Here is a 16,942-nt window from a genome sequence, read left to right as displayed (position 1 = left end):
TTCAGCCGCCCTTTAATAGTTTCTCGTCCATAACAAACCTGCCACTACACATATAAATACAATATAAATGGCAATATCACGTTTTTCAATTTTTAATTCACGGAGCTTAGACCGTCCTTCCCCGCCTTGATAGCCACGCGCTTCCATCGCCATGGCAAGCTCCTCGGCACGTTTAAAGGCACTGACAAATAACGGAACAAGCAAAGGCACAACCGCTTTCACTCGCTCTTTGATTGTCCCAGTCCGAAAATCCACCCCACGCGATGCCTGTGCTTTTGATATTTTTTCCGTTTCCTGAAGAAGTGTTGGAATGAAACGTAGTGAGATCGACATCATCAGCGCCAGTTCATGAACTGGAAATTTTACTTTTTTTAACGGATGCAGTATTTCCTCAATAGCATCTGTGATTTCAATCGGTGTCGTAGTCAGCGTCAGAAGCGAAGTTACAAGAATCAATAGAAAAAAGCGCATTGATATGGCGAATCCCTGAATAAGTGCGCCGGTATATATTTCAAATGAAAACACTTCAAACAGCACCTCACCCTGTTTTGTGACAATCAGGTGCAGGATAAAAGTAAATACGATTAAGAACCATATAGGTGTCAGGCCCTTGACAATAAAACGCAACGGAATTCGGGTCGTAAACGTACTAGCCAGGGCAAAAGCAGTTAATATGCCGTAGCTCCAGACCGAATTTGCAAAAAACACAACAAACACGAAGAAAAAAATGATCGTTATTTTTGTCCGCGGGTCAAGTTTATGGACAAGCGACTGGCCGGGAACATACTGACCGATTATGAGTGCATTATTCATGGCAGCCGCCCCCTTTGAGAAGCTGCCTGATATCATCTGCCGCTTCGGCTATCGTTTGCCGTCTAAAGGGGATGGACTGTCCAAATTTATCCTCAAATGCATTCAAAAAACGAACCATTTCCGGTACATCCAACTGAACCTTCTGCAAGGCTTCTTTTCGCGAAAAAACCTCCTCAGGGGTTCCTTCCATATATTTTGTTCCGTTGTTTAAAATAATCACGTGGTCCGCATATTTCACCGCATCTTCCATGCTATGGGTAACGAGAACCGTCGTTTGTCCCTGTTTTGTATGCATATCATAGAACATTTCCATCATTTCCTTTTGGCCACGGGGATCAAGTCCGGCAGTCGGCTCGTCCAACAAAAGAATCTCCGGCTGCGTTGCCAGCACCCCTGCAATCGCAACTCTTCGCATCTGTCCGCCACTCAATTCAAACGGCGAACGCTGCATCAGCTCTTCCGAGAGCCCAACTTCCGGAATGATTTCATCGATCCGTTCGCTAATTTCTTCTTTTGGCACATCAAAATTTTCCGGACCGAAAGCTATATCTTTCTCAACCGTTTCTTCAAATAATTGGTGTTCCGGATATTGAAAGACAACACCAACACGGCTGCGCAAATCCTTCATATTCTTTGGCTTTTCATCAGCGGTTATGCGGAAACCGCCGACCGTTACTTCCCCTGATGTGGGGCGTACAAGGCCATTCAAATGCTGAATCAATGTCGATTTCCCCGAACCGGTGTGGCCGATAATGGCAACATATGAACCTGATGGTACCGAAAAAGACAAGTCCTTCAGTGCCTGGTGGGCAAATGGTGTATTTGGTTGATAAACATAACTTACTTTGTTGAATGTGATGTCCATAAGTCCTCCAGCAGTTCTTCATGATTTAGTGGTTCATTTGATACTGAAATACCTGCTTTTTTAAGTTCATCGGATAAATGCGCGATAAACGGCACATCCAGGCCAATTTCACGCAACTCGTCCTTTCTTGCAAAAATATCCCTTGGCACGGCTTCTCCCCATATTTCACCTTCATTCATCACAATCACACGCTCCGCCTGTACCACTTCCTGCAGATCATGTGTAATCGTGATCAAGGAAAGTTCACGCTCATTTTGCACACTGGAGATCGTATCCATAATTTCCGTGCGCCCTTTTGGATCCAGCATTGCAGTTGCCTCATCCAAAATAAGTACTTTTGGAAAAATCGCCAGGACACCGGCAATCGCAACCCGCTGTTTTTGGCCGCCGGAGAGTTTATGCGGCTCCGTCATCCGGTAATCAAGCATTCCTGTTGCATTTAATGTTTCGTTAATCCGTTTCACCATTTCCTCCCGGGGAATACCACGATTTTCCATTCCAAATGCGACATCATCTTGTACAGTTGTCCCCACAAACTGGTTATCAGGATTCTGAAAAACCATTCCCACGTCTTTACGGATTTCCCAAATCGTTTCTTCTGTCAGTTTCTGATTGCCAATATATATTTCGCCCTCTTGCGGAAATAGCAGACCATTCATCAGCTTGGCAATAGTTGACTTTCCTGAACCATTGTGACCGATAATCGCCATCGATTCATTTTCATAGATTTCAAATGAACAGTTTTTCAACACCCATGACTGCTCTTCTCCATATCTGAATGATACATTTCTGAACTCTATTAGTTTGCTTCGCATATTTAGGTCCTCCCCGGGTGACGTTGCATGGATTTTCATTTTGCCGCTGATAAAATTGGCTTTGCCGCTGATAAAATTGGCTTTGCCGCTGATAAAATTGGCTTTGCCGCTGATAAAATTGGCTTTGCCGCTGATAAAATTGGCTTTGCCGCTGATAAAATTGGCTTTGCCGCTGATAAAATTGGCTTTGCCGCTGATAAAATTGGCTTTGCCGCTGATAAAATTGGCTTTGCCGCTGATAAAATTGGCTTTGCCGCTGATAGATTCGCTCCTGCTTGGTAAGCAGTCGCTTCATCTATCATTCATGAGCACACAGGACAGTCGCTTTAGCTTTATCCTACAAAAAAAGGGCCTGGATTCACCTCGTGGAAGAGATTCTGTCCTGCCCTTATGCGTACAGTGTATTGTTAAACTAGTTCAATGATTGCCATTTTTGCTCCATCACCTTGACGGGCACCCAGCTTAAGAACACGTGTATATCCGCCCTGTCTTTCTTCATAGCGTGCAGCAACGTCATCGAAGAGTTTCTGAATTACGTTTTCATTATCATTTGCTTCCTGATTGTACAGGAATGATGCTGCCTGACGACGTGCGTGCAAATCACCGCGTTTTCCAAGCGTAATCATTTTTTCTACAACCGTTTTTAATTCTTTTGCCTTTGCTTCTGTTGTTTCAATCCGTTCGTGGATGATTAGGTCAGATGCAAGGTTTCGCAGCAATGCCATACGAGTATCTGTCTTACGGCCTAATTTTCGAGCCATGGACTATCCCTCCCTTTTCTTGAAAGTCTATAGGTGTCGATTAGTCATCATCACGCAGACCTAAACCTAAATCCTCCAGTTTTACTTTTACTTCTTCCAGCGATTTACGGCCCAGGTTACGAACTTTCATCATGTCTTCTTCAGATTTATTTGAAAGCTCTTGTACTGTATTAATACCGGCGCGTTTTAAGCAATTATAGGATCTGACAGATAAATCAAGTTCCTCAATTGTCATTTCCATTACTTTTTCTTTTTGGTCTTCTTCTTTTTCAACCATAATTTCTGCATTTTGTGCTTCATCTGTTAATCCGACAAAAATATTAAGATGTTCTGTGAAAACTTTTGCACCTAAAGAAACAGCTTCTTCAGGACGAATACTTCCATCAGTCCACACATCCAATGTCAGTTTATCGTAGTTCGTAATTTGCCCTACTCGGGTATTCTCCACCTGATATGTTACACGTGATACTGGTGTAAAGATAGAGTCGATTGGAATCACACCGATCGGTCGCTCATCATGATTATTTGCATCAGATGGACGATACCCACGGCCGGACTCTGCAGTAATCTTCATATGCAGACTGCCTTGACCATTAATGGTTGCAAGATGCAGGTCAGGATTCAATACCTCTACATCACTATCATATGTCAGATCTGCAGCCGTAACTTTTCCTTCCCCCTGCACATCAATCTCCAGTGTCTTCTCATCATCAGAATAGATTTTCAGAGCGAGTTTTTTCAGATTCAAAATGACTGTCGTAACATCTTCAACAACACCATCGATTGTTGAAAATTCATGTTGTGCACCATCAATTTGAACTGATGTAACAGCAGCACCCGGGAGTGAGGATAGTAGGATACGACGCAAGGAGTTTCCTAGAGTAGTCCCATACCCACGTTCAAGCGGTTCGACGACGAACTTTCCAAATTTAGCATCATCGCTGATCTCAACCGTTTCGATTCTTGGCTTTTCAATTTCGATCATTCCATAAAACCCTCCTTTAAAACGTCGAAATACCGGTTAGACGACAAGGGTGTCTAACCGAAATTCCCCAAATAGGCAGTAGGCATTTCTGCACTATTTTAAATAATAACGTACGCGTTTGTCGCTGTCATGCTGCATCACAAAGCCTTCCAAAGGGAAGATCTCTTCTGCCTCATACTTTTAGCCATCATAACCCATTATTGACAGGGTGACAAATTCTATACAGTACAATTATACGCGACGACGTTTTGGCGGGCGGCAGCCGTTATGCGGAACTGGTGTTACGTCACGAATAGCTGTAACTTCCAAACCAGCTGCCTGCAAAGAACGAATCGCTGCTTCGCGGCCGGCACCAGGGCCTTTAACGGTAACTTCCAATGTTTTCATGCCATTTTCAACAGCTGATTTAGCTGCTGTTTCTGCGGCCATCTGAGCAGCAAATGGCGTTGATTTACGGGAGCCTTTAAAACCAAGTGCACCAGCTGAACTCCAGCCGATCGAATTACCCTGCACATCTGTAATCGTAACAATAGTGTTGTTAAACGTAGAACGGATATGCGCAACTCCGGTATCTATATTCTTTTTCACACGACGTTTCCGTGTATTGGTTTTACGTACCATAGTTTAAACCCTCCTTCACGTTATTTTCTCTTGTTAGCCTGTGTACGGCGTGGACCTTTACGGGTACGTGAATTGTTTTTTGTTTTTTGGCCGCGAACCGGCAGTCCGCGACGATGTCTGATTCCCCGATAAGATCCGATTTCGATTAAACGTTTAATGTTTAATGACGTTTCACGGCGAAGATCACCTTCAACAGTGAAGTCACCAATTGCTTTACGGATTTTAGCCAATTCATCCTCGGTCAGATCACGAACACGGGTACTTTCTGATACCCCTGCTTCTTTCAGGATTTCCTTTGCAGTAGTTTTTCCCACTCCATAGACATAGGTAAGTGAAATAACTACTCGCTTATCACGTGGAATGTCAATACCTGCAATACGTGCCATAGAATCGCACCTCCTTGTTTATTAGCCTTGTTTTTGTTTGTGTTTCGGGTTGTCGCAAATCACCATTACTTTGCCTTTGCGTTTGATTACCTTGCATTTTTCACAAATTGGTTTTACAGATGCTCTTACTTTCATCATCTTTACCTCCTTTTATATCGGAGCTCACTCGTCTATTTATAACGGTACGTAATTCGTCCTCTGGTTAAATCGTACGGGGAAAGTTCTACCGTTACCTTATCGCCTGGTAAAATACGAATGAAATGCATACGGATTTTGCCTGATACGTGCGCCAAAACCGTATGGCCATTTTCAAGCTCTACATTAAACATCGCATTTGGCAACGTCTCTGTAACGGTTCCTTCCACTTCGATTACATCATCTTTCGCCATCGTGTTGATCTCCCTTCTTCAAATCAGTCACAACTTCATTGACAAATTTTGCTATGGCAAATCGCAGTTTGCCATTTGTGACACGACCAGTTTCCAGAAGGCTGTTTTGGACTTCCGGAGAAATGTAGTCCATGATTTCAATATGATGAAGATTCTTTTTCTTCGGCCGATCATATTTACGTTTCTCTCCGTCTGCCAGCAGGACAAAACGATCATCGATCAGTTTCAATACTACTGCATATTGTCCCGCCTCACGCCCTTGCATAATGCGAACAACTTGACCTGCCTGCGGTATCGAATCAGTTTCGCTCAACAACGATCACCTTCACTTAGGCTTTAATTTTATACCTTTCAAAAGGTAATTCCGAATTATGATCCTGTGTCACTTTATCAAGTAATACATGAATCAGCAACAACTACGTCATACATTATATCGTTTAACAGATGGAAATGCATCCATTCAATGCCGGTATACAGTAAATTGCTTATCTTTCTATTTTAGACTGAATATCCTGAAAAACCTGGTCAATATCCTGATCGCCATCGACCTTTACAAGATATCCTTTTTCCTGATAATAATCCAGCAAAGGCTGAGCTTGCTTGACATTTACATCAAGACGATTTTTAACCGTTTCTTCCTGATCGTCTTCACGCTGGATTAATTCAGCACCATCCTTATCACATTTCCCTTCCACTTTCGGAGGGTTGTAGATAACATGATAAGTTGCTCCACATGTCGGACAAATTCTACGACCTGTTAGACGCTCCAATAATTTTTCTTTTGGTACATCCACATGCAGGACATAGTCAATCGTTTCATTCATATCAGTTAAAATAGATTGAAGGGCTTCTGCCTGTGCAATCGTTCTTGGAAAACCATCAAGCAGAAATCCGTTCTTACAATCATCTTTGCCTAAGCGCTCTTTAACAATTCCTATTGTTACCTCATCCGGAACAAGTTCGCCTTGATCCATATAGGATTTTGCTTTAGTGCCAAGTTCTGTTCCTTCTTTTATAGCCAGTCGAAACATATCTCCAGTTGAAATATGAGGGATGTTATATTTTTCGTTTATTTTTTCCGCCTGTGTGCCTTTACCTGCACCAGGCAGACCCATTAATATCAAATTCAACAAATTTCCCCTCGCTCTCGTTGGCAGTTAACCAACTACTTTATAAACCCTTTGTAGTGACGCTTCACCAGTTGACTTTCCAGTTGTTTCATCGTCTGGAGAGCCACACCGACAACAATCAGTAAGCTGGTACCACCTATTTGTACTGCTTGAGGCAGATTTGCAAGACCACCAAGAATAATCGGAAGAACAGAAACAGCTGCCAGGAATATTGACCCTACAAACGTCAATCGGTACATAACACGTGTCAGATACGTTTCCGTGTTTTTACCGGGGCGTATGCCCGGGATATACCCGCCTTGTTTCTGCAGATTCTCCGCCATCTGCTCCGGGTTCACCTGCACGAATGTGTAGAAATACGTGAAAGCTATAATTAACGCAACGTAAATAACCATCCCGATCGGTTGCGTGTAATCAAAGATCGTTTCGATTGTTCCTGCAATCTCATTACCTTCAAAAAGTCCGGCAACCGTCCGTGGGGCAATAATAAATGCAATCGCAAAGATTACCGGGATAACTCCGGCAGCATTTACCTTTAATGGCAAGTGTGTCGAGTGTCCGCCCACAGGGGAACGATTAACGAGCTTTTTTGCATATTGAATCGGTATTTTCCGCAGTGCCTGCTGGATGAAAATCACACCAACTGTTACTGCAATAACAACCAGTACAATCATTGCAACTATTACAATGTTGATGAACAAATCATCACCGGGATTCATGAAGTACTGACTGTACAACTGCTTAACCCCGTTTGGTACTGCTGCGACAATTCCGGCAAATATCAAGATGGATATTCCGTTACCAACACCATTCGCCGTAATTTGTTCACCAAGCCACATCAAAAACGTGGTTCCGCTTGTCAGTACGAGTGCAATGACAATGAACTTTAATATACCCGGATCTTCAATTAAGGATCCACCTGCCATTGCATTAAACCCAATTGACATTGCGATTGCCTGGATAAACGCAAGAATAACTGTTCCGTAACGAGTAATCTGAGCTATCTTCTTACGTCCCATTTCACCTTGCTTTTTCCATTCTGTGAACTTCGGTACAACATCCATTTGCAGCAATTGCATAATAATCGCCGCTGTAATGTAAGGCATGATTCCCATTGCAAAAATGGAGAAATTCTGTAATGCCCCGCCCCCAAATGTATTCAGAAACCCAAATACATTTTGCTGGTTCATAAAATCAATTGCTTGATTATTTGTAAATGGAACCGGAATAAATGTACCCAGACGGAATATGATTAACATTAATAAGGTAAAGATAATCTTCCGTCTGATGTCACCTACGCGCATTAAATTGGAGATCGTACTGAACATTAAATCACCTCTGTTTTACCGCCCGCTGCTTCGATCGCTTCCTTCGCTGAAGCAGAGAACTTATGAGCTTTTACTGTAAGGTTCTTTTCGACAGCGCCCTTGCCGAGCACTTTAACGCCTGCTTTAAGTTTGCTTACGACACCCTCTTCAAGTAATAGCTCAGGTGTAACTTCTGTGCCTTCTTCAAATCGATTTAAAGCATCAAGGTTTACAATTGCCAATTCTTTACGGTGAATATTTGTAAAGCCGCGTTTAGGCAACCGTTGAAATAATGGCATTTGACCACCTTCAAAACCAACGCGGGTATTACCGCCTGAACGTGCTTTTTGTCCTTTGTGTCCTCTGCCAGATGTTTTACCATTTCCAGATGACATTCCGCGGCCTACGCGATTGCGCTTTTTACGGTTTCCTTCTGATGCGTTCAATTCATGAAGTTTCATGCGAGCACCTCCTCTTTACGCTAATGTTTAATTATACTTCTTTAACCGTTATGAGATGGGATACTTTATTAACCAAACCGCGAACGGCTGGAGTATCTTCACGAACAACGGATTGATGGATTTTTTTAAGTCCTAGTGTTTGAACAGTTTGGCGTTGCGATTCTGTTCTGCCAATAACACTGCGCGTGAGGGTGATTTCTAATTGTTTAGACATAATATTTCCCTCCTTATCCTAACAGTTCTTCTACAGACTTTCCGCGCAGTTTTGCAACTTCTTCCGCGCGCTTCAAGTTTGTCAGTCCGTTTAATGTTGCACGAATCATGTTAATCGGTGTGTTTGAACCAAGCGATTTTGTCAGAATGTCGCCGACACCTGCAAGTTCGAGGATCGCACGAACAGGTCCGCCGGAAATAACCCCTGTACCTTCTGCAGCTGGTTTCATCAATACATTACCAGAACCGAATTGTCCATGAATTTCATGCGGAATAGTCGTTCCAACAATTGGTACTGTAATCAGGTTTTTCTTTGCATCGTCAACCGCTTTTTTAATTGCTTCTGGTACTTCCTTAGACTTTCCGGTTCCAAAGCCTACGTGACCATTTTTATCTCCCACAACAACAAGTGCAGCAAAGCGGAAATTACGTCCACCTTTTACAACTTTTGCAACACGGTTAATCGCAACAACGCGTTCTTCAAGATCTAATTTGTTCGGATCAATGCTAGTATGCATCTGTGTCCCTCCTTTATCTATCGATTAAAATTCAAGACCTGCCTCACGGGCTGCATCTGCCAATGCTTTTACACGTCCATGATAAAGGTAGCCTCCACGGTCAAATACTACCAATTTGTAACCTTTATCCTGGGCACGTTTAGCAACCAACTTTCCTACTTCGACAGCTGCATCAACGTTAGCGCCGGACTGAACGTCAATTCCATTGTCTTTTGTTGAGGCGCTTGCCAATGTTACACCTTCAACATCATTAATCAATTGTGCATAAATGTGTTTATTTGAGCGGTACACATTGAGACGTGGGCGTTCCGGTGTTCCGGTAACATTCTTGCGAACACGCGTATGTCTTCTTTTGCGTACAGCATTTTTGTCAGGCTTTGTGATCATCTAGGTCACTCCTTTCTGCTCCCTAACTAACCTTACTTAGCAGTTTTACCTTCTTTTTGTCGTACACGCTCGCCTTCGTAACGAATACCTTTTCCTTTATAAGGCTCAGGCGGTCTGATAGCCCGGATGTTTGCAGCAACTGCGCCAACCAGCTCTTTATTAATACCTTTTACGATGATTTGTGTGTTTTTAGGAACATCAATTTCGATACCTTCGATCGGATCCAGTTCCACCGGGTGTGAATATCCTGCGTTAACCACTACCTTGTCACCCTGTTTTAGCGCACGGTAACCTACACCATTGATTTCAAGGTTTTTTTCAAAACCTTTATGCACCCCTTCAACCATATTACCGATCAGGCTGCGGGTGGTCCCATGCAATGCACGATGTTCTTTGTGCTCACTTGGACGTTCAACAGTAAGAACATTCCCTTCGATAACCACTTTCATATCTTCATGAAGGTCTCTTGTCAGTTCACCTTTTGGACCTTTTACTGTAATTGTAGTTCCGTCCAATTTAATTTCAACGCCCTCTGGAATTTCAATTGGTTTAAGTCCTATACGAGACATTTCGTACACCTCCTTGTCTTTAGATGTTTCTTACCAAACATATGCCAGTACTTCGCCACCAACAGCTTGTGTACGTGCTTCTTTATCAGAAAGCACACCGTTTGATGTGGATACAATAGCAATTCCCAAACCGTTCAGCACACGCGGTACCTCGTCAGCTTTTGCGTATACCCGCAAGCCCGGTTTACTGATGCGCTTAATGCCTGTAATTACGCGTGCCTTTTTAACGCCGTATTTAAGGAAAATGCGCAGAACACCTTGCTTGTTATCCTCAATGAATTCATAATCGCGGACAAAGCCTTCGCGCTTAAGGATATCGGCGATTTCCTTTTTTATCTTGGAAGCCGGAAGTTCCAGCTTATCATGACCTGCCATATTAGCATTTCGAATACGGGTCAGCATATCTGCGATTGGATCTGTCATAACCATTACATATTACCTCCTTCCCTAATCGGGGGTTTACCAGCTTGCTTTTTTGACACCAGGAATTTGACCTTTATAGGCAAGTTCACGGAAACAAATACGGCAAAGTTTAAATTTACGGATTACTGAATGCGGTCGGCCACATCGTTCACAGCGTGTATATTCACGTACTTTAAATTTCTGTGGGCGTTGTTGTTTCGCAATCATTGATTTTTTAGCCACAATTTTCCCTCCTTATATTGCTCTCAGCTTACTTCTGGAAAGGCATGCCTAACTGAGCCAACAATTCACGTGCTTCTTCATCAGTATTGGAAGTTGTTACAATGACAATGTCCATACCACGCACTTTACTTACTTTATCATAGTTAATTTCCGGGAAAATCAGTTGTTCTTTAACACCAAGCGTATAATTACCCCGGCCATCAAAAGCTTTTTTGGAAATACCACGGAAATCACGCACACGCGGAAGCGAAACTGCAATTAACTTTTGCAAGAACTCGTACATGCGCTCGCCACGCAGTGTTACTTTCGCCCCGATAGGCATTCCTTCACGCAAACGGAATCCAGCAATTGATTTTTTAGCACGGGTTACCATAGGCTTTTGTCCGGAAATTAATGATAGCTCTTCAACAGCATTATCCAATGCTTTTGAGTTCTGAACGGCATCACCAACACCCATGTTAATTACTATTTTTTCAACATCAGGTACTTGCATAACAGATTCATAATTAAATTTGCTCATCATTGATGGTAGTATATCTTCACGATACTTTTGTTTAAGTTCATTCATCATGTCGCCCTCCTTTCACCTGCGAACTATTTATCTACTGCTTCACCGGATTTTTTAGCGATGCGGACTTTCTTTCCGTCATTATCCTGATAGCCAACACGAGTTGGTTCGCCGGATTTCGGATCTATCAGCATTACATTAGAAACGTGGATAGGAGCCTCCTGATTGAGGATGCCACCCTGCGGGTTATCCTGAGACGGTTTTGCGTGCTTTTTGGTCATGTTGATGCCTTCAACCAAAACACGGTCCTTCTTCGGATAAGCTTCTAAAATAGTGCCGTCTTTACCGCGGTCTTTACCGGAAATAACTTTTACTTTATCACCTTTTTTTACATGCATGCTTTACGCACCTCCTTGACAAGGCTTTACTTTTCGCTTTATAAAACTTCTGGAGCTAGAGATACGATTTTCATGAATTTTGCATCGCGCAATTCACGTGCAACCGGTCCGAAGATACGAGTTCCTCTTGGACTTTTGTCGTCACGAATAATTACGGCAGCATTTTCATCAAAACGAATATATGACCCATCTTTACGGCGCATTCCTGACTTGGAACGAACGATAACAGCTTTAACAACTTCACCTTTTTTAACAACGCCACCTGGTGTTGCATGTTTAACCGTACAAACAATTACATCACCTATATTGGCTGTTTTCCGTCCGGATCCGCCTAATACTTTAACCGTTAAAACTTCTCTTGCACCAGAGTTATCTGCAACTTTTAAACGGGTTTCTTGTTGAATCATACGCTTGAGACCTCCCTTCGGATACCTTCCGAGCGAACTTTAATTATATAATTACCGCTTCTTCAACGATTTCAATCAGACGGAAACGTTTTGTGGCAGACAGCGGACGAGTTTCCATAATAGAAACAATATCACCAGTTTTTGCCTGGTTATTTTCATCATGTGTTTTAAACTTCTTGGAATACTTAACACGTTTGCCATACAGTTTATGAAACTTATATGTCTCAACCAGAACAGTTATTGTTTTATCCATTTTATCTGATACGACACGGCCTGTGTATACTTTGCGATCATTACGCTCAGTCATTTGAGGGTGACCTCCTCTCTTCAATTAATTACGCTAGTTCACGTTGACGCACAACAGTTTTCATTCGGGCAATAGACTTCTTTACTTCACGAATACGTGCAGTGTTTTCCAATTGGCCGGTTGCAAGCTGAAAGCGTAAATTAAAAAGTTCTTCTTTTAACGATTTAACTTTTTGTTCAATTTCGGCAGTGGTTAGTTCTCTAATTTCATTAGCCTTCATTGATTTCACCACCAATTTCTTCACGTTTTACAAATTTAGTTTTAATCGGCAGTTTGTGAGAAGCAAGACGCAATGCTTCACGAGCTACTTCTTCTTCAACACCTGCGATTTCAAACATAATTTTCCCGGGTTTTACAACTGCAACCCATCCTTCAGGAGCACCTTTACCGGAACCCATCCGTACTTCAAGGGGCTTTGCAGTGTATGGCTTATCAGGGAATATTTTAATCCAAACTTTACCGCCACGTTTCATGTAACGAGTCATTGCAATACGGGCAGCCTCTATTTGACGGCTTGTAATCCAGGAAGCATCAATTGCTTGCAGGCCATACTCACCGAAGGCAACTGAAGTGCCACCTTTTGCACGTCCTTTCATTTTACCACGATGCTGTTTACGAAATTTTACGCGTTTTGGCATTAACATAATGCATTTCCCCCTTCCTTAATTATTTGATTTAGTTGGAAGGACTTCTCCACGATAGATCCATACTTTGACACCGAGCTTACCGTAAGTAGTGTCAGCTTCAGCAGTGCCGTAATCAATATCAGCACGCAAAGTATGAAGTGGTACTGTTCCTTCACTGTAATGTTCCGCACGAGCAATATCGGCACCACCGAGACGTCCGGATACTTGTGTTTTAATTCCTTTTGCTCCAGCTCGCATTGCGCGTTGAATGGTTTGCTTTTGAGCACGTCGGAATGAAATTCGATTTTCCAGCTGACGAGCAATGTTATCTGCAACAAGTGTTGCATTCAAGTCAACTTTCTTAATTTCCATGATGTTTATATGAACCCGCTTGCCTGTCAGGCTGTTTAATGATTTACGCAGCGCTTCAACTTCAGAACCGCCCTTACCAATAACCATTCCAGGTTTACCAGTGTGAATCGTGATATTTACGCGGTTTGCCGCACGTTCAATCTCGATCGAAGAAACAGCAGCAATGCGCAAGCGATTTTCAAGATATTCTCTGATCTTAATATCTTCATGCAGTAAGTCTGCATAGTCTTTGCCAGCATACCATTTTGACTCCCAGCCATTAATGACACCGACACGAAGACCGTTAGGATTTACTTTTTGACCCACTGACTATCCCTCCTTCTTTTCAGTTACAACCACTGTAACGTGGCTTGTGCGTTTATTGATTTTACTTGCGCGTCCTTGTGCACGCGGACGAAAACGTTTCAATGTAGCACCTTCGTTAACGAATGCTTCGGAAATCACCAGGTTATCCGGCTCCATTTCATAGTTGTGTTCTGCATTTGCAATTGCAGAGTTCAAAACCTTTTCAACAACCGGAGAAGCACCACGTTGTGTATGACGTAGGATTGCTACCGCTTCACCAACTTCTTTTCCTCGAATCAAATCTATGACTAAACGAACTTTACGAGGAGCAATTCGAACTGATTTAGCAACGGCCTTTGCTTGCATGTGGAGTGCCTCCTCTCATTAGCGTTTTGTTTTCTTATCATCGCCAGAATGCCCTTTAAACGTACGGCTTGGCGCAAATTCACCCAGTTTGTGTCCGACCATATCCTCTGTTACGTAGACGGGCACATGTTTGCGTCCATCATAAACAGCGATTGTATGACCGACAAAAGATGGGAAAATTGTTGAACGACGGGACCAAGTTTTTACAACTTGCTTTTTATCAGTATCATTCAGGTTATCAATCTTTTTCAATAGATGGTCATCTGCAAAAGGTCCTTTTTTTAAGCTGCGACCCATGGATAAACCTCCTTTCGTAATCAAACGGCGAAATCCATTCCTCGCCGTCCTATCCGTTTATTTTTTGCGCTTACGAACGATAAATTTATCTGTAGGTTTGTTCCGCTGCCGAGTCTTGTAACCAAGCGTCGGTTTGCCCCAAGGTGACATTGGTGATTTACGGCCGATTGGCGCGCGTCCTTCACCACCACCATGCGGGTGATCGTTAGGGTTCATAACAGAACCACGTACAGTCGGGCGCTTGCCTAGCCATCTGGAACGGCCGGCTTTACCAACACTGATAAGTTCATGCTCAATATTACCTACCTGACCAACAGTTGCACGGCACGTTGACAGAATCAGACGAACTTCACCCGAAGACAAACGAACCAATGTATATTTCCCTTCACGGCCAAGAACCTGAGCTTCTGCACCCGCTGAACGTGCGATTTGACCGCCGCGTCCCGGTTTCATTTCAATGTTATGAATGATTGTACCCACTGGGATATCTTTAAGCTGCAGAGCATTCCCGAGTTTAATATCGGCATTTTCTCCGGATTCTATTTTTTGTCCTACTTTAATCCCTTTCGGCGCCAGAATATAGCGTTTTTCACCATCTGCATAGTGAATTAGCGCAATGTTTGCTGAGCGGTTCGGATCGTATTCGATTGTAGCAACGCTTCCTGGTATACCATCTTTATCGCGCTTAAAGTCGATGATACGATATTGACGCTTGTGACCGCCGCCCTGATGACGAGTCGTTAATTTACCTTGGTTGTTACGACCACCGCGTTTATACAACGGACTTAACAGGGATCTTTCCGGAGTATCTGTAGTGATCTCTGCAAAATCAGACGTTGACATGAAACGTCTTCCGTTTGAGGTCGGTTTGAATTTTTTAATCGCCATCTTTTTCCCTCCTTCACTCTTTTATAATTTACGCTTCAAAGAAGTCCAGTTCTTTACTGTCTTCTGATAACTGTACAATAGCTTTTTTGCGATCTGAACGGTAACCGCCGTAACGGCCCATCCGCTTAAACTTACCTTTAAGATTCATTGTGTTGACTTTTACCACATTCACACCAAAAACCAGCTCAACTGCATCTTTAATTTCTGTTTTATTGGCTTTCGGTTCCACTTCAAACGTATATTTTTTTTCCGCCATTAAATCAGCAGTATTCTCTGTAATGACAGGGCGCTTTATAATATCACGTGAATCTTTCATTATGCAAGCACCTCCCCTGCTTTTTCAGCTGCTTCTTTTGTGATGATCAGCTTGTCATGCGTTAACAAATCAAGTACGTTCAGTTCTGTTACCGTAAGCACTTTTACGTTTTGCAGATTATTTGCTGAACGGTTAACTGTTTCATCATTTTCAGCAGTTACAACCAGTGCTTTGGAATCCACTTTAAGTGCTTCCAGCATCTTCACAACTTCTTTTGTTTTTGGAGCATCAATTGAAATACTTTCCAATACTACTGCATCCTCTTCTTTAAGTTTGGAAGAAAGTGCAGATTTAAGTGCAAGCCGACGAACTTTTTTCGGCAATTTATAGCTGTACGTGCGTGGAGTAGGTCCAAACACAGTTCCGCCACCTACCCATTGCGGTGAACGGGTTGAACCCTGTCTTGCACGGCCGGTTCCTTTTTGACGCCAAGGTTTAGCTCCACCGCCTCTAACCTCTGCACGGTTTTTCACGGCATGTGTGCCCTGACGTAATGATGCGCGCTGCATCAGCACTGCTTCATTCATAGCGTGCGTATGTGGTTCAATGCCAAAAACGGAATCGTTCAATTCCACGTCGCCAGCTTGAGATCCATCTTGTTTAAATAGTGCTACTTTAGGCATGACATATCCTCCCTTCGTATAAATGATTAGTTAGCCTTTAATGCACTCGTGATTTTCACAAATGATTTCTTTGCACCAGGAATATTACCTTTAATCAAAAGCAGATTACGTTCGTTGTCCACCTTTACTATTTCAAGGTTTTGATTGGTAATTTGCTTTCCGCCCGTTTGTCCCGGTAATTTCGTACCTTTAAAGACACGCGCCGGGTCAGCTGCCATACCGATTGCACCTGGTCCTCTGTGAAAGTGGGAACCATGGGTTTTCGGACCACGTTGCTGATTGTGGCGCTTGATTGCACCCTGGAATCCTTTCCCTTTTGAAGTTCCGGTTGCATCCACCAAATCGCCAACCTGAAAAACATCAACGCTTAATTCTTGACCTACTTCATATTCATCAAGATTCGCGTTACGGATTTCACGAACGTAGCGCTTAGGGGCTGTGTTTGCTTTATCAGCATGACCTTTTTCCGCTTTGTTTGCACGTGATTCCTTTTCATCAGCAAAACCGATCTGTATAGCTTCATAGCCATCATTTTCTAATGACTTTTTCTGTAATACTACGTTTGGCTCAGCCTGAACAACCGTTACCGGTACAAGTTCTCCTTCATCGGAGAAAAGCTGAGTCATGCCGATTTTACGACCTAAGATTCCTTTCGCCATCCGTTACACCTCCTATATTAGTACA

General features: G+C 42.9%; 32 protein-coding genes and 1 pseudogene. All 33 read right to left on the bottom strand.

Annotated features, from left to right (window positions below; translation table 11 throughout):
* Positions 1-12: 12 nt before the first annotated feature.
* Positions 13-813 carry an energy-coupling factor transporter transmembrane component T family protein gene (locus HUX68_RS14110; RefSeq protein WP_174615426.1) on the bottom strand — a complete coding sequence of 267 codons (801 nt, stop codon included), beginning with the start codon at positions 811-813 and terminating at the stop codon, positions 13-15.
* On the bottom strand, positions 806-1,678 hold the full coding sequence (locus tag HUX68_RS14105) for an energy-coupling factor ABC transporter ATP-binding protein (RefSeq protein ID WP_174615425.1): 873 nt from the start codon (positions 1,676-1,678) through the stop codon (positions 806-808). The genes HUX68_RS14110 and HUX68_RS14105 overlap by 8 nt, the downstream gene beginning before the upstream one ends.
* A complete protein-coding gene (locus tag HUX68_RS14100) occupies positions 1,654-2,493 on the bottom strand; it encodes an energy-coupling factor ABC transporter ATP-binding protein (protein ID WP_174615424.1) in 840 nt (279 codons plus the stop codon). Before HUX68_RS14100 ends, HUX68_RS14105 begins: the two co-directional genes overlap by 25 nt.
* Positions 2,494-2,595: 102 nt before the next feature.
* Positions 2,596-2,712 (bottom strand): annotated as a pseudogene (locus tag HUX68_RS19620) (hypothetical protein); the annotation flags it as partial.
* 188 nt (positions 2,713-2,900) lie between these two features.
* On the bottom strand, positions 2,901-3,254 hold the full coding sequence (rplQ, locus tag HUX68_RS14090) for a 50S ribosomal protein L17 (RefSeq protein ID WP_174615422.1): 354 nt from the start codon (positions 3,252-3,254) through the stop codon (positions 2,901-2,903).
* A gap of 40 nt (positions 3,255-3,294) precedes the next feature.
* A complete protein-coding gene (locus tag HUX68_RS14085; protein ID WP_174615421.1) occupies positions 3,295-4,239 on the bottom strand; it encodes a DNA-directed RNA polymerase subunit alpha in 945 nt (314 codons plus the stop codon).
* Positions 4,240-4,470: 231 nt separating this feature from the next.
* Positions 4,471-4,860: a 30S ribosomal protein S11 gene (gene rpsK, locus HUX68_RS14080; RefSeq protein WP_174615420.1), complete on the bottom strand. Its 390-nt coding sequence runs from the start codon at positions 4,858-4,860 to the stop codon at positions 4,471-4,473.
* A 20-nt stretch (positions 4,861-4,880) separates the two neighbouring features.
* Positions 4,881-5,246, bottom strand: a complete 366-nt coding sequence (rpsM, locus tag HUX68_RS14075; protein ID WP_174615419.1) for a 30S ribosomal protein S13 — start codon at positions 5,244-5,246, stop codon at positions 4,881-4,883.
* Positions 5,247-5,267: 21 nt separating this feature from the next.
* Positions 5,268-5,381: a 50S ribosomal protein L36 gene (gene rpmJ, locus HUX68_RS14070; protein ID WP_080876116.1), complete on the bottom strand. Its 114-nt coding sequence runs from the start codon at positions 5,379-5,381 to the stop codon at positions 5,268-5,270.
* A 35-nt stretch (positions 5,382-5,416) separates the two neighbouring features.
* A complete protein-coding gene (gene infA, locus HUX68_RS14065) occupies positions 5,417-5,635 on the bottom strand; it encodes a translation initiation factor IF-1 (RefSeq protein ID WP_010095735.1) in 219 nt (72 codons plus the stop codon).
* Positions 5,622-5,948 (bottom strand): KOW domain-containing RNA-binding protein, encoded by a 327-nt coding sequence (locus HUX68_RS14060; protein WP_174615418.1) that lies wholly within the window; start codon positions 5,946-5,948, stop codon positions 5,622-5,624. Before HUX68_RS14060 ends, infA begins: the two co-directional genes overlap by 14 nt.
* Before the next feature lie 172 nt (positions 5,949-6,120).
* Positions 6,121-6,765 carry an adenylate kinase gene (locus HUX68_RS14055; protein WP_174615417.1) on the bottom strand — a complete coding sequence of 215 codons (645 nt, stop codon included), beginning with the start codon at positions 6,763-6,765 and terminating at the stop codon, positions 6,121-6,123.
* A gap of 35 nt (positions 6,766-6,800) precedes the next feature.
* Complete coding sequence (gene secY / locus HUX68_RS14050; RefSeq protein WP_174615416.1) at positions 6,801-8,093, bottom strand: preprotein translocase subunit SecY; 1,293 nt, start codon at positions 8,091-8,093, stop codon at positions 6,801-6,803.
* Entirely contained in the window at positions 8,093-8,533 is a 441-nt protein-coding gene (gene rplO, locus HUX68_RS14045; protein ID WP_174615415.1) for a 50S ribosomal protein L15, read from the bottom strand. The genes secY and rplO overlap by 1 nt, the downstream gene beginning before the upstream one ends.
* Positions 8,534-8,564: 31 nt before the next feature.
* Positions 8,565-8,747: a 50S ribosomal protein L30 gene (gene rpmD / locus HUX68_RS14040; RefSeq protein ID WP_174615414.1), complete on the bottom strand. Its 183-nt coding sequence runs from the start codon at positions 8,745-8,747 to the stop codon at positions 8,565-8,567.
* A 13-nt stretch (positions 8,748-8,760) separates the two neighbouring features.
* Positions 8,761-9,264 carry a 30S ribosomal protein S5 gene (gene rpsE / locus HUX68_RS14035; protein WP_174615413.1) on the bottom strand — a complete coding sequence of 168 codons (504 nt, stop codon included), beginning with the start codon at positions 9,262-9,264 and terminating at the stop codon, positions 8,761-8,763.
* 24 nt (positions 9,265-9,288) lie between these two features.
* Positions 9,289-9,651 (bottom strand): 50S ribosomal protein L18, encoded by a 363-nt coding sequence (gene rplR / locus HUX68_RS14030; RefSeq protein WP_174615412.1) that lies wholly within the window; start codon positions 9,649-9,651, stop codon positions 9,289-9,291.
* 32 nt (positions 9,652-9,683) lie between these two features.
* Positions 9,684-10,220, bottom strand: coding sequence for a 50S ribosomal protein L6 (rplF, locus tag HUX68_RS14025; protein ID WP_174615411.1), 537 nt, complete (start codon positions 10,218-10,220; stop codon positions 9,684-9,686).
* Between the two features lie 30 nt (positions 10,221-10,250).
* On the bottom strand, positions 10,251-10,649 hold the full coding sequence (rpsH, locus tag HUX68_RS14020; RefSeq protein WP_174615410.1) for a 30S ribosomal protein S8: 399 nt from the start codon (positions 10,647-10,649) through the stop codon (positions 10,251-10,253).
* A 30-nt stretch (positions 10,650-10,679) separates the two neighbouring features.
* Positions 10,680-10,865, bottom strand: a complete 186-nt coding sequence (rpsN, locus tag HUX68_RS14015) for a 30S ribosomal protein S14 (protein WP_091275188.1) — start codon at positions 10,863-10,865, stop codon at positions 10,680-10,682.
* A 28-nt stretch (positions 10,866-10,893) separates the two neighbouring features.
* The gene (gene rplE / locus HUX68_RS14010) at positions 10,894-11,433 is read right to left on the bottom strand and encodes a 50S ribosomal protein L5 (protein ID WP_174615409.1); all 540 of its coding nucleotides are present in this window, start codon (positions 11,431-11,433) and stop codon (positions 10,894-10,896) included.
* Positions 11,434-11,459: 26 nt separating this feature from the next.
* The gene (rplX, locus tag HUX68_RS14005; protein ID WP_174615408.1) at positions 11,460-11,771 is read right to left on the bottom strand and encodes a 50S ribosomal protein L24; all 312 of its coding nucleotides are present in this window, start codon (positions 11,769-11,771) and stop codon (positions 11,460-11,462) included.
* A 38-nt stretch (positions 11,772-11,809) separates the two neighbouring features.
* Positions 11,810-12,178 carry a 50S ribosomal protein L14 gene (gene rplN / locus HUX68_RS14000; protein WP_174615407.1) on the bottom strand — a complete coding sequence of 123 codons (369 nt, stop codon included), beginning with the start codon at positions 12,176-12,178 and terminating at the stop codon, positions 11,810-11,812.
* Positions 12,179-12,221: 43 nt separating this feature from the next.
* Positions 12,222-12,485 carry a 30S ribosomal protein S17 gene (rpsQ, locus tag HUX68_RS13995; RefSeq protein ID WP_174615406.1) on the bottom strand — a complete coding sequence of 88 codons (264 nt, stop codon included), beginning with the start codon at positions 12,483-12,485 and terminating at the stop codon, positions 12,222-12,224.
* Between the two features lie 28 nt (positions 12,486-12,513).
* Positions 12,514-12,705, bottom strand: coding sequence for a 50S ribosomal protein L29 (rpmC, locus tag HUX68_RS13990; RefSeq protein WP_174615405.1), 192 nt, complete (start codon positions 12,703-12,705; stop codon positions 12,514-12,516).
* The gene (gene rplP, locus HUX68_RS13985) at positions 12,695-13,129 is read right to left on the bottom strand and encodes a 50S ribosomal protein L16 (protein WP_174615404.1); all 435 of its coding nucleotides are present in this window, start codon (positions 13,127-13,129) and stop codon (positions 12,695-12,697) included. The genes rpmC and rplP overlap by 11 nt, the downstream gene beginning before the upstream one ends.
* An 18-nt stretch (positions 13,130-13,147) precedes the next feature.
* Positions 13,148-13,789, bottom strand: a complete 642-nt coding sequence (gene rpsC / locus HUX68_RS13980) for a 30S ribosomal protein S3 (RefSeq protein ID WP_174615403.1) — start codon at positions 13,787-13,789, stop codon at positions 13,148-13,150.
* A 3-nt stretch (positions 13,790-13,792) separates the two neighbouring features.
* Positions 13,793-14,134, bottom strand: coding sequence for a 50S ribosomal protein L22 (gene rplV / locus HUX68_RS13975; RefSeq protein WP_174615402.1), 342 nt, complete (start codon positions 14,132-14,134; stop codon positions 13,793-13,795).
* An 18-nt stretch (positions 14,135-14,152) separates the two neighbouring features.
* Positions 14,153-14,431 (bottom strand): 30S ribosomal protein S19, encoded by a 279-nt coding sequence (gene rpsS / locus HUX68_RS13970; protein WP_174615401.1) that lies wholly within the window; start codon positions 14,429-14,431, stop codon positions 14,153-14,155.
* 57 nt (positions 14,432-14,488) lie between these two features.
* Positions 14,489-15,319, bottom strand: a complete 831-nt coding sequence (gene rplB / locus HUX68_RS13965) for a 50S ribosomal protein L2 (protein WP_174615400.1) — start codon at positions 15,317-15,319, stop codon at positions 14,489-14,491.
* Positions 15,320-15,347: 28 nt separating this feature from the next.
* Positions 15,348-15,635 carry a 50S ribosomal protein L23 gene (gene rplW / locus HUX68_RS13960; RefSeq protein ID WP_174615399.1) on the bottom strand — a complete coding sequence of 96 codons (288 nt, stop codon included), beginning with the start codon at positions 15,633-15,635 and terminating at the stop codon, positions 15,348-15,350.
* Positions 15,635-16,258: a 50S ribosomal protein L4 gene (gene rplD, locus HUX68_RS13955; RefSeq protein ID WP_174615398.1), complete on the bottom strand. Its 624-nt coding sequence runs from the start codon at positions 16,256-16,258 to the stop codon at positions 15,635-15,637. Before rplD ends, rplW begins: the two co-directional genes overlap by 1 nt.
* Before the next feature lie 26 nt (positions 16,259-16,284).
* On the bottom strand, positions 16,285-16,917 hold the full coding sequence (gene rplC / locus HUX68_RS13950) for a 50S ribosomal protein L3 (protein WP_174615397.1): 633 nt from the start codon (positions 16,915-16,917) through the stop codon (positions 16,285-16,287).
* Between the last annotated feature and the right edge of the window lie 25 nt (positions 16,918-16,942).

The sequence above is a fragment of the Virgibacillus ihumii genome (assembly GCF_902726655.1).
GTDB lineage: Bacteria > Bacillota > Bacilli > Bacillales > Amphibacillaceae > Lentibacillus > Lentibacillus ihumii.
The sequence above is the reverse complement of the archived record's forward strand: the minus strand, read 5'-3'. Positions and strand labels throughout refer to the sequence as shown.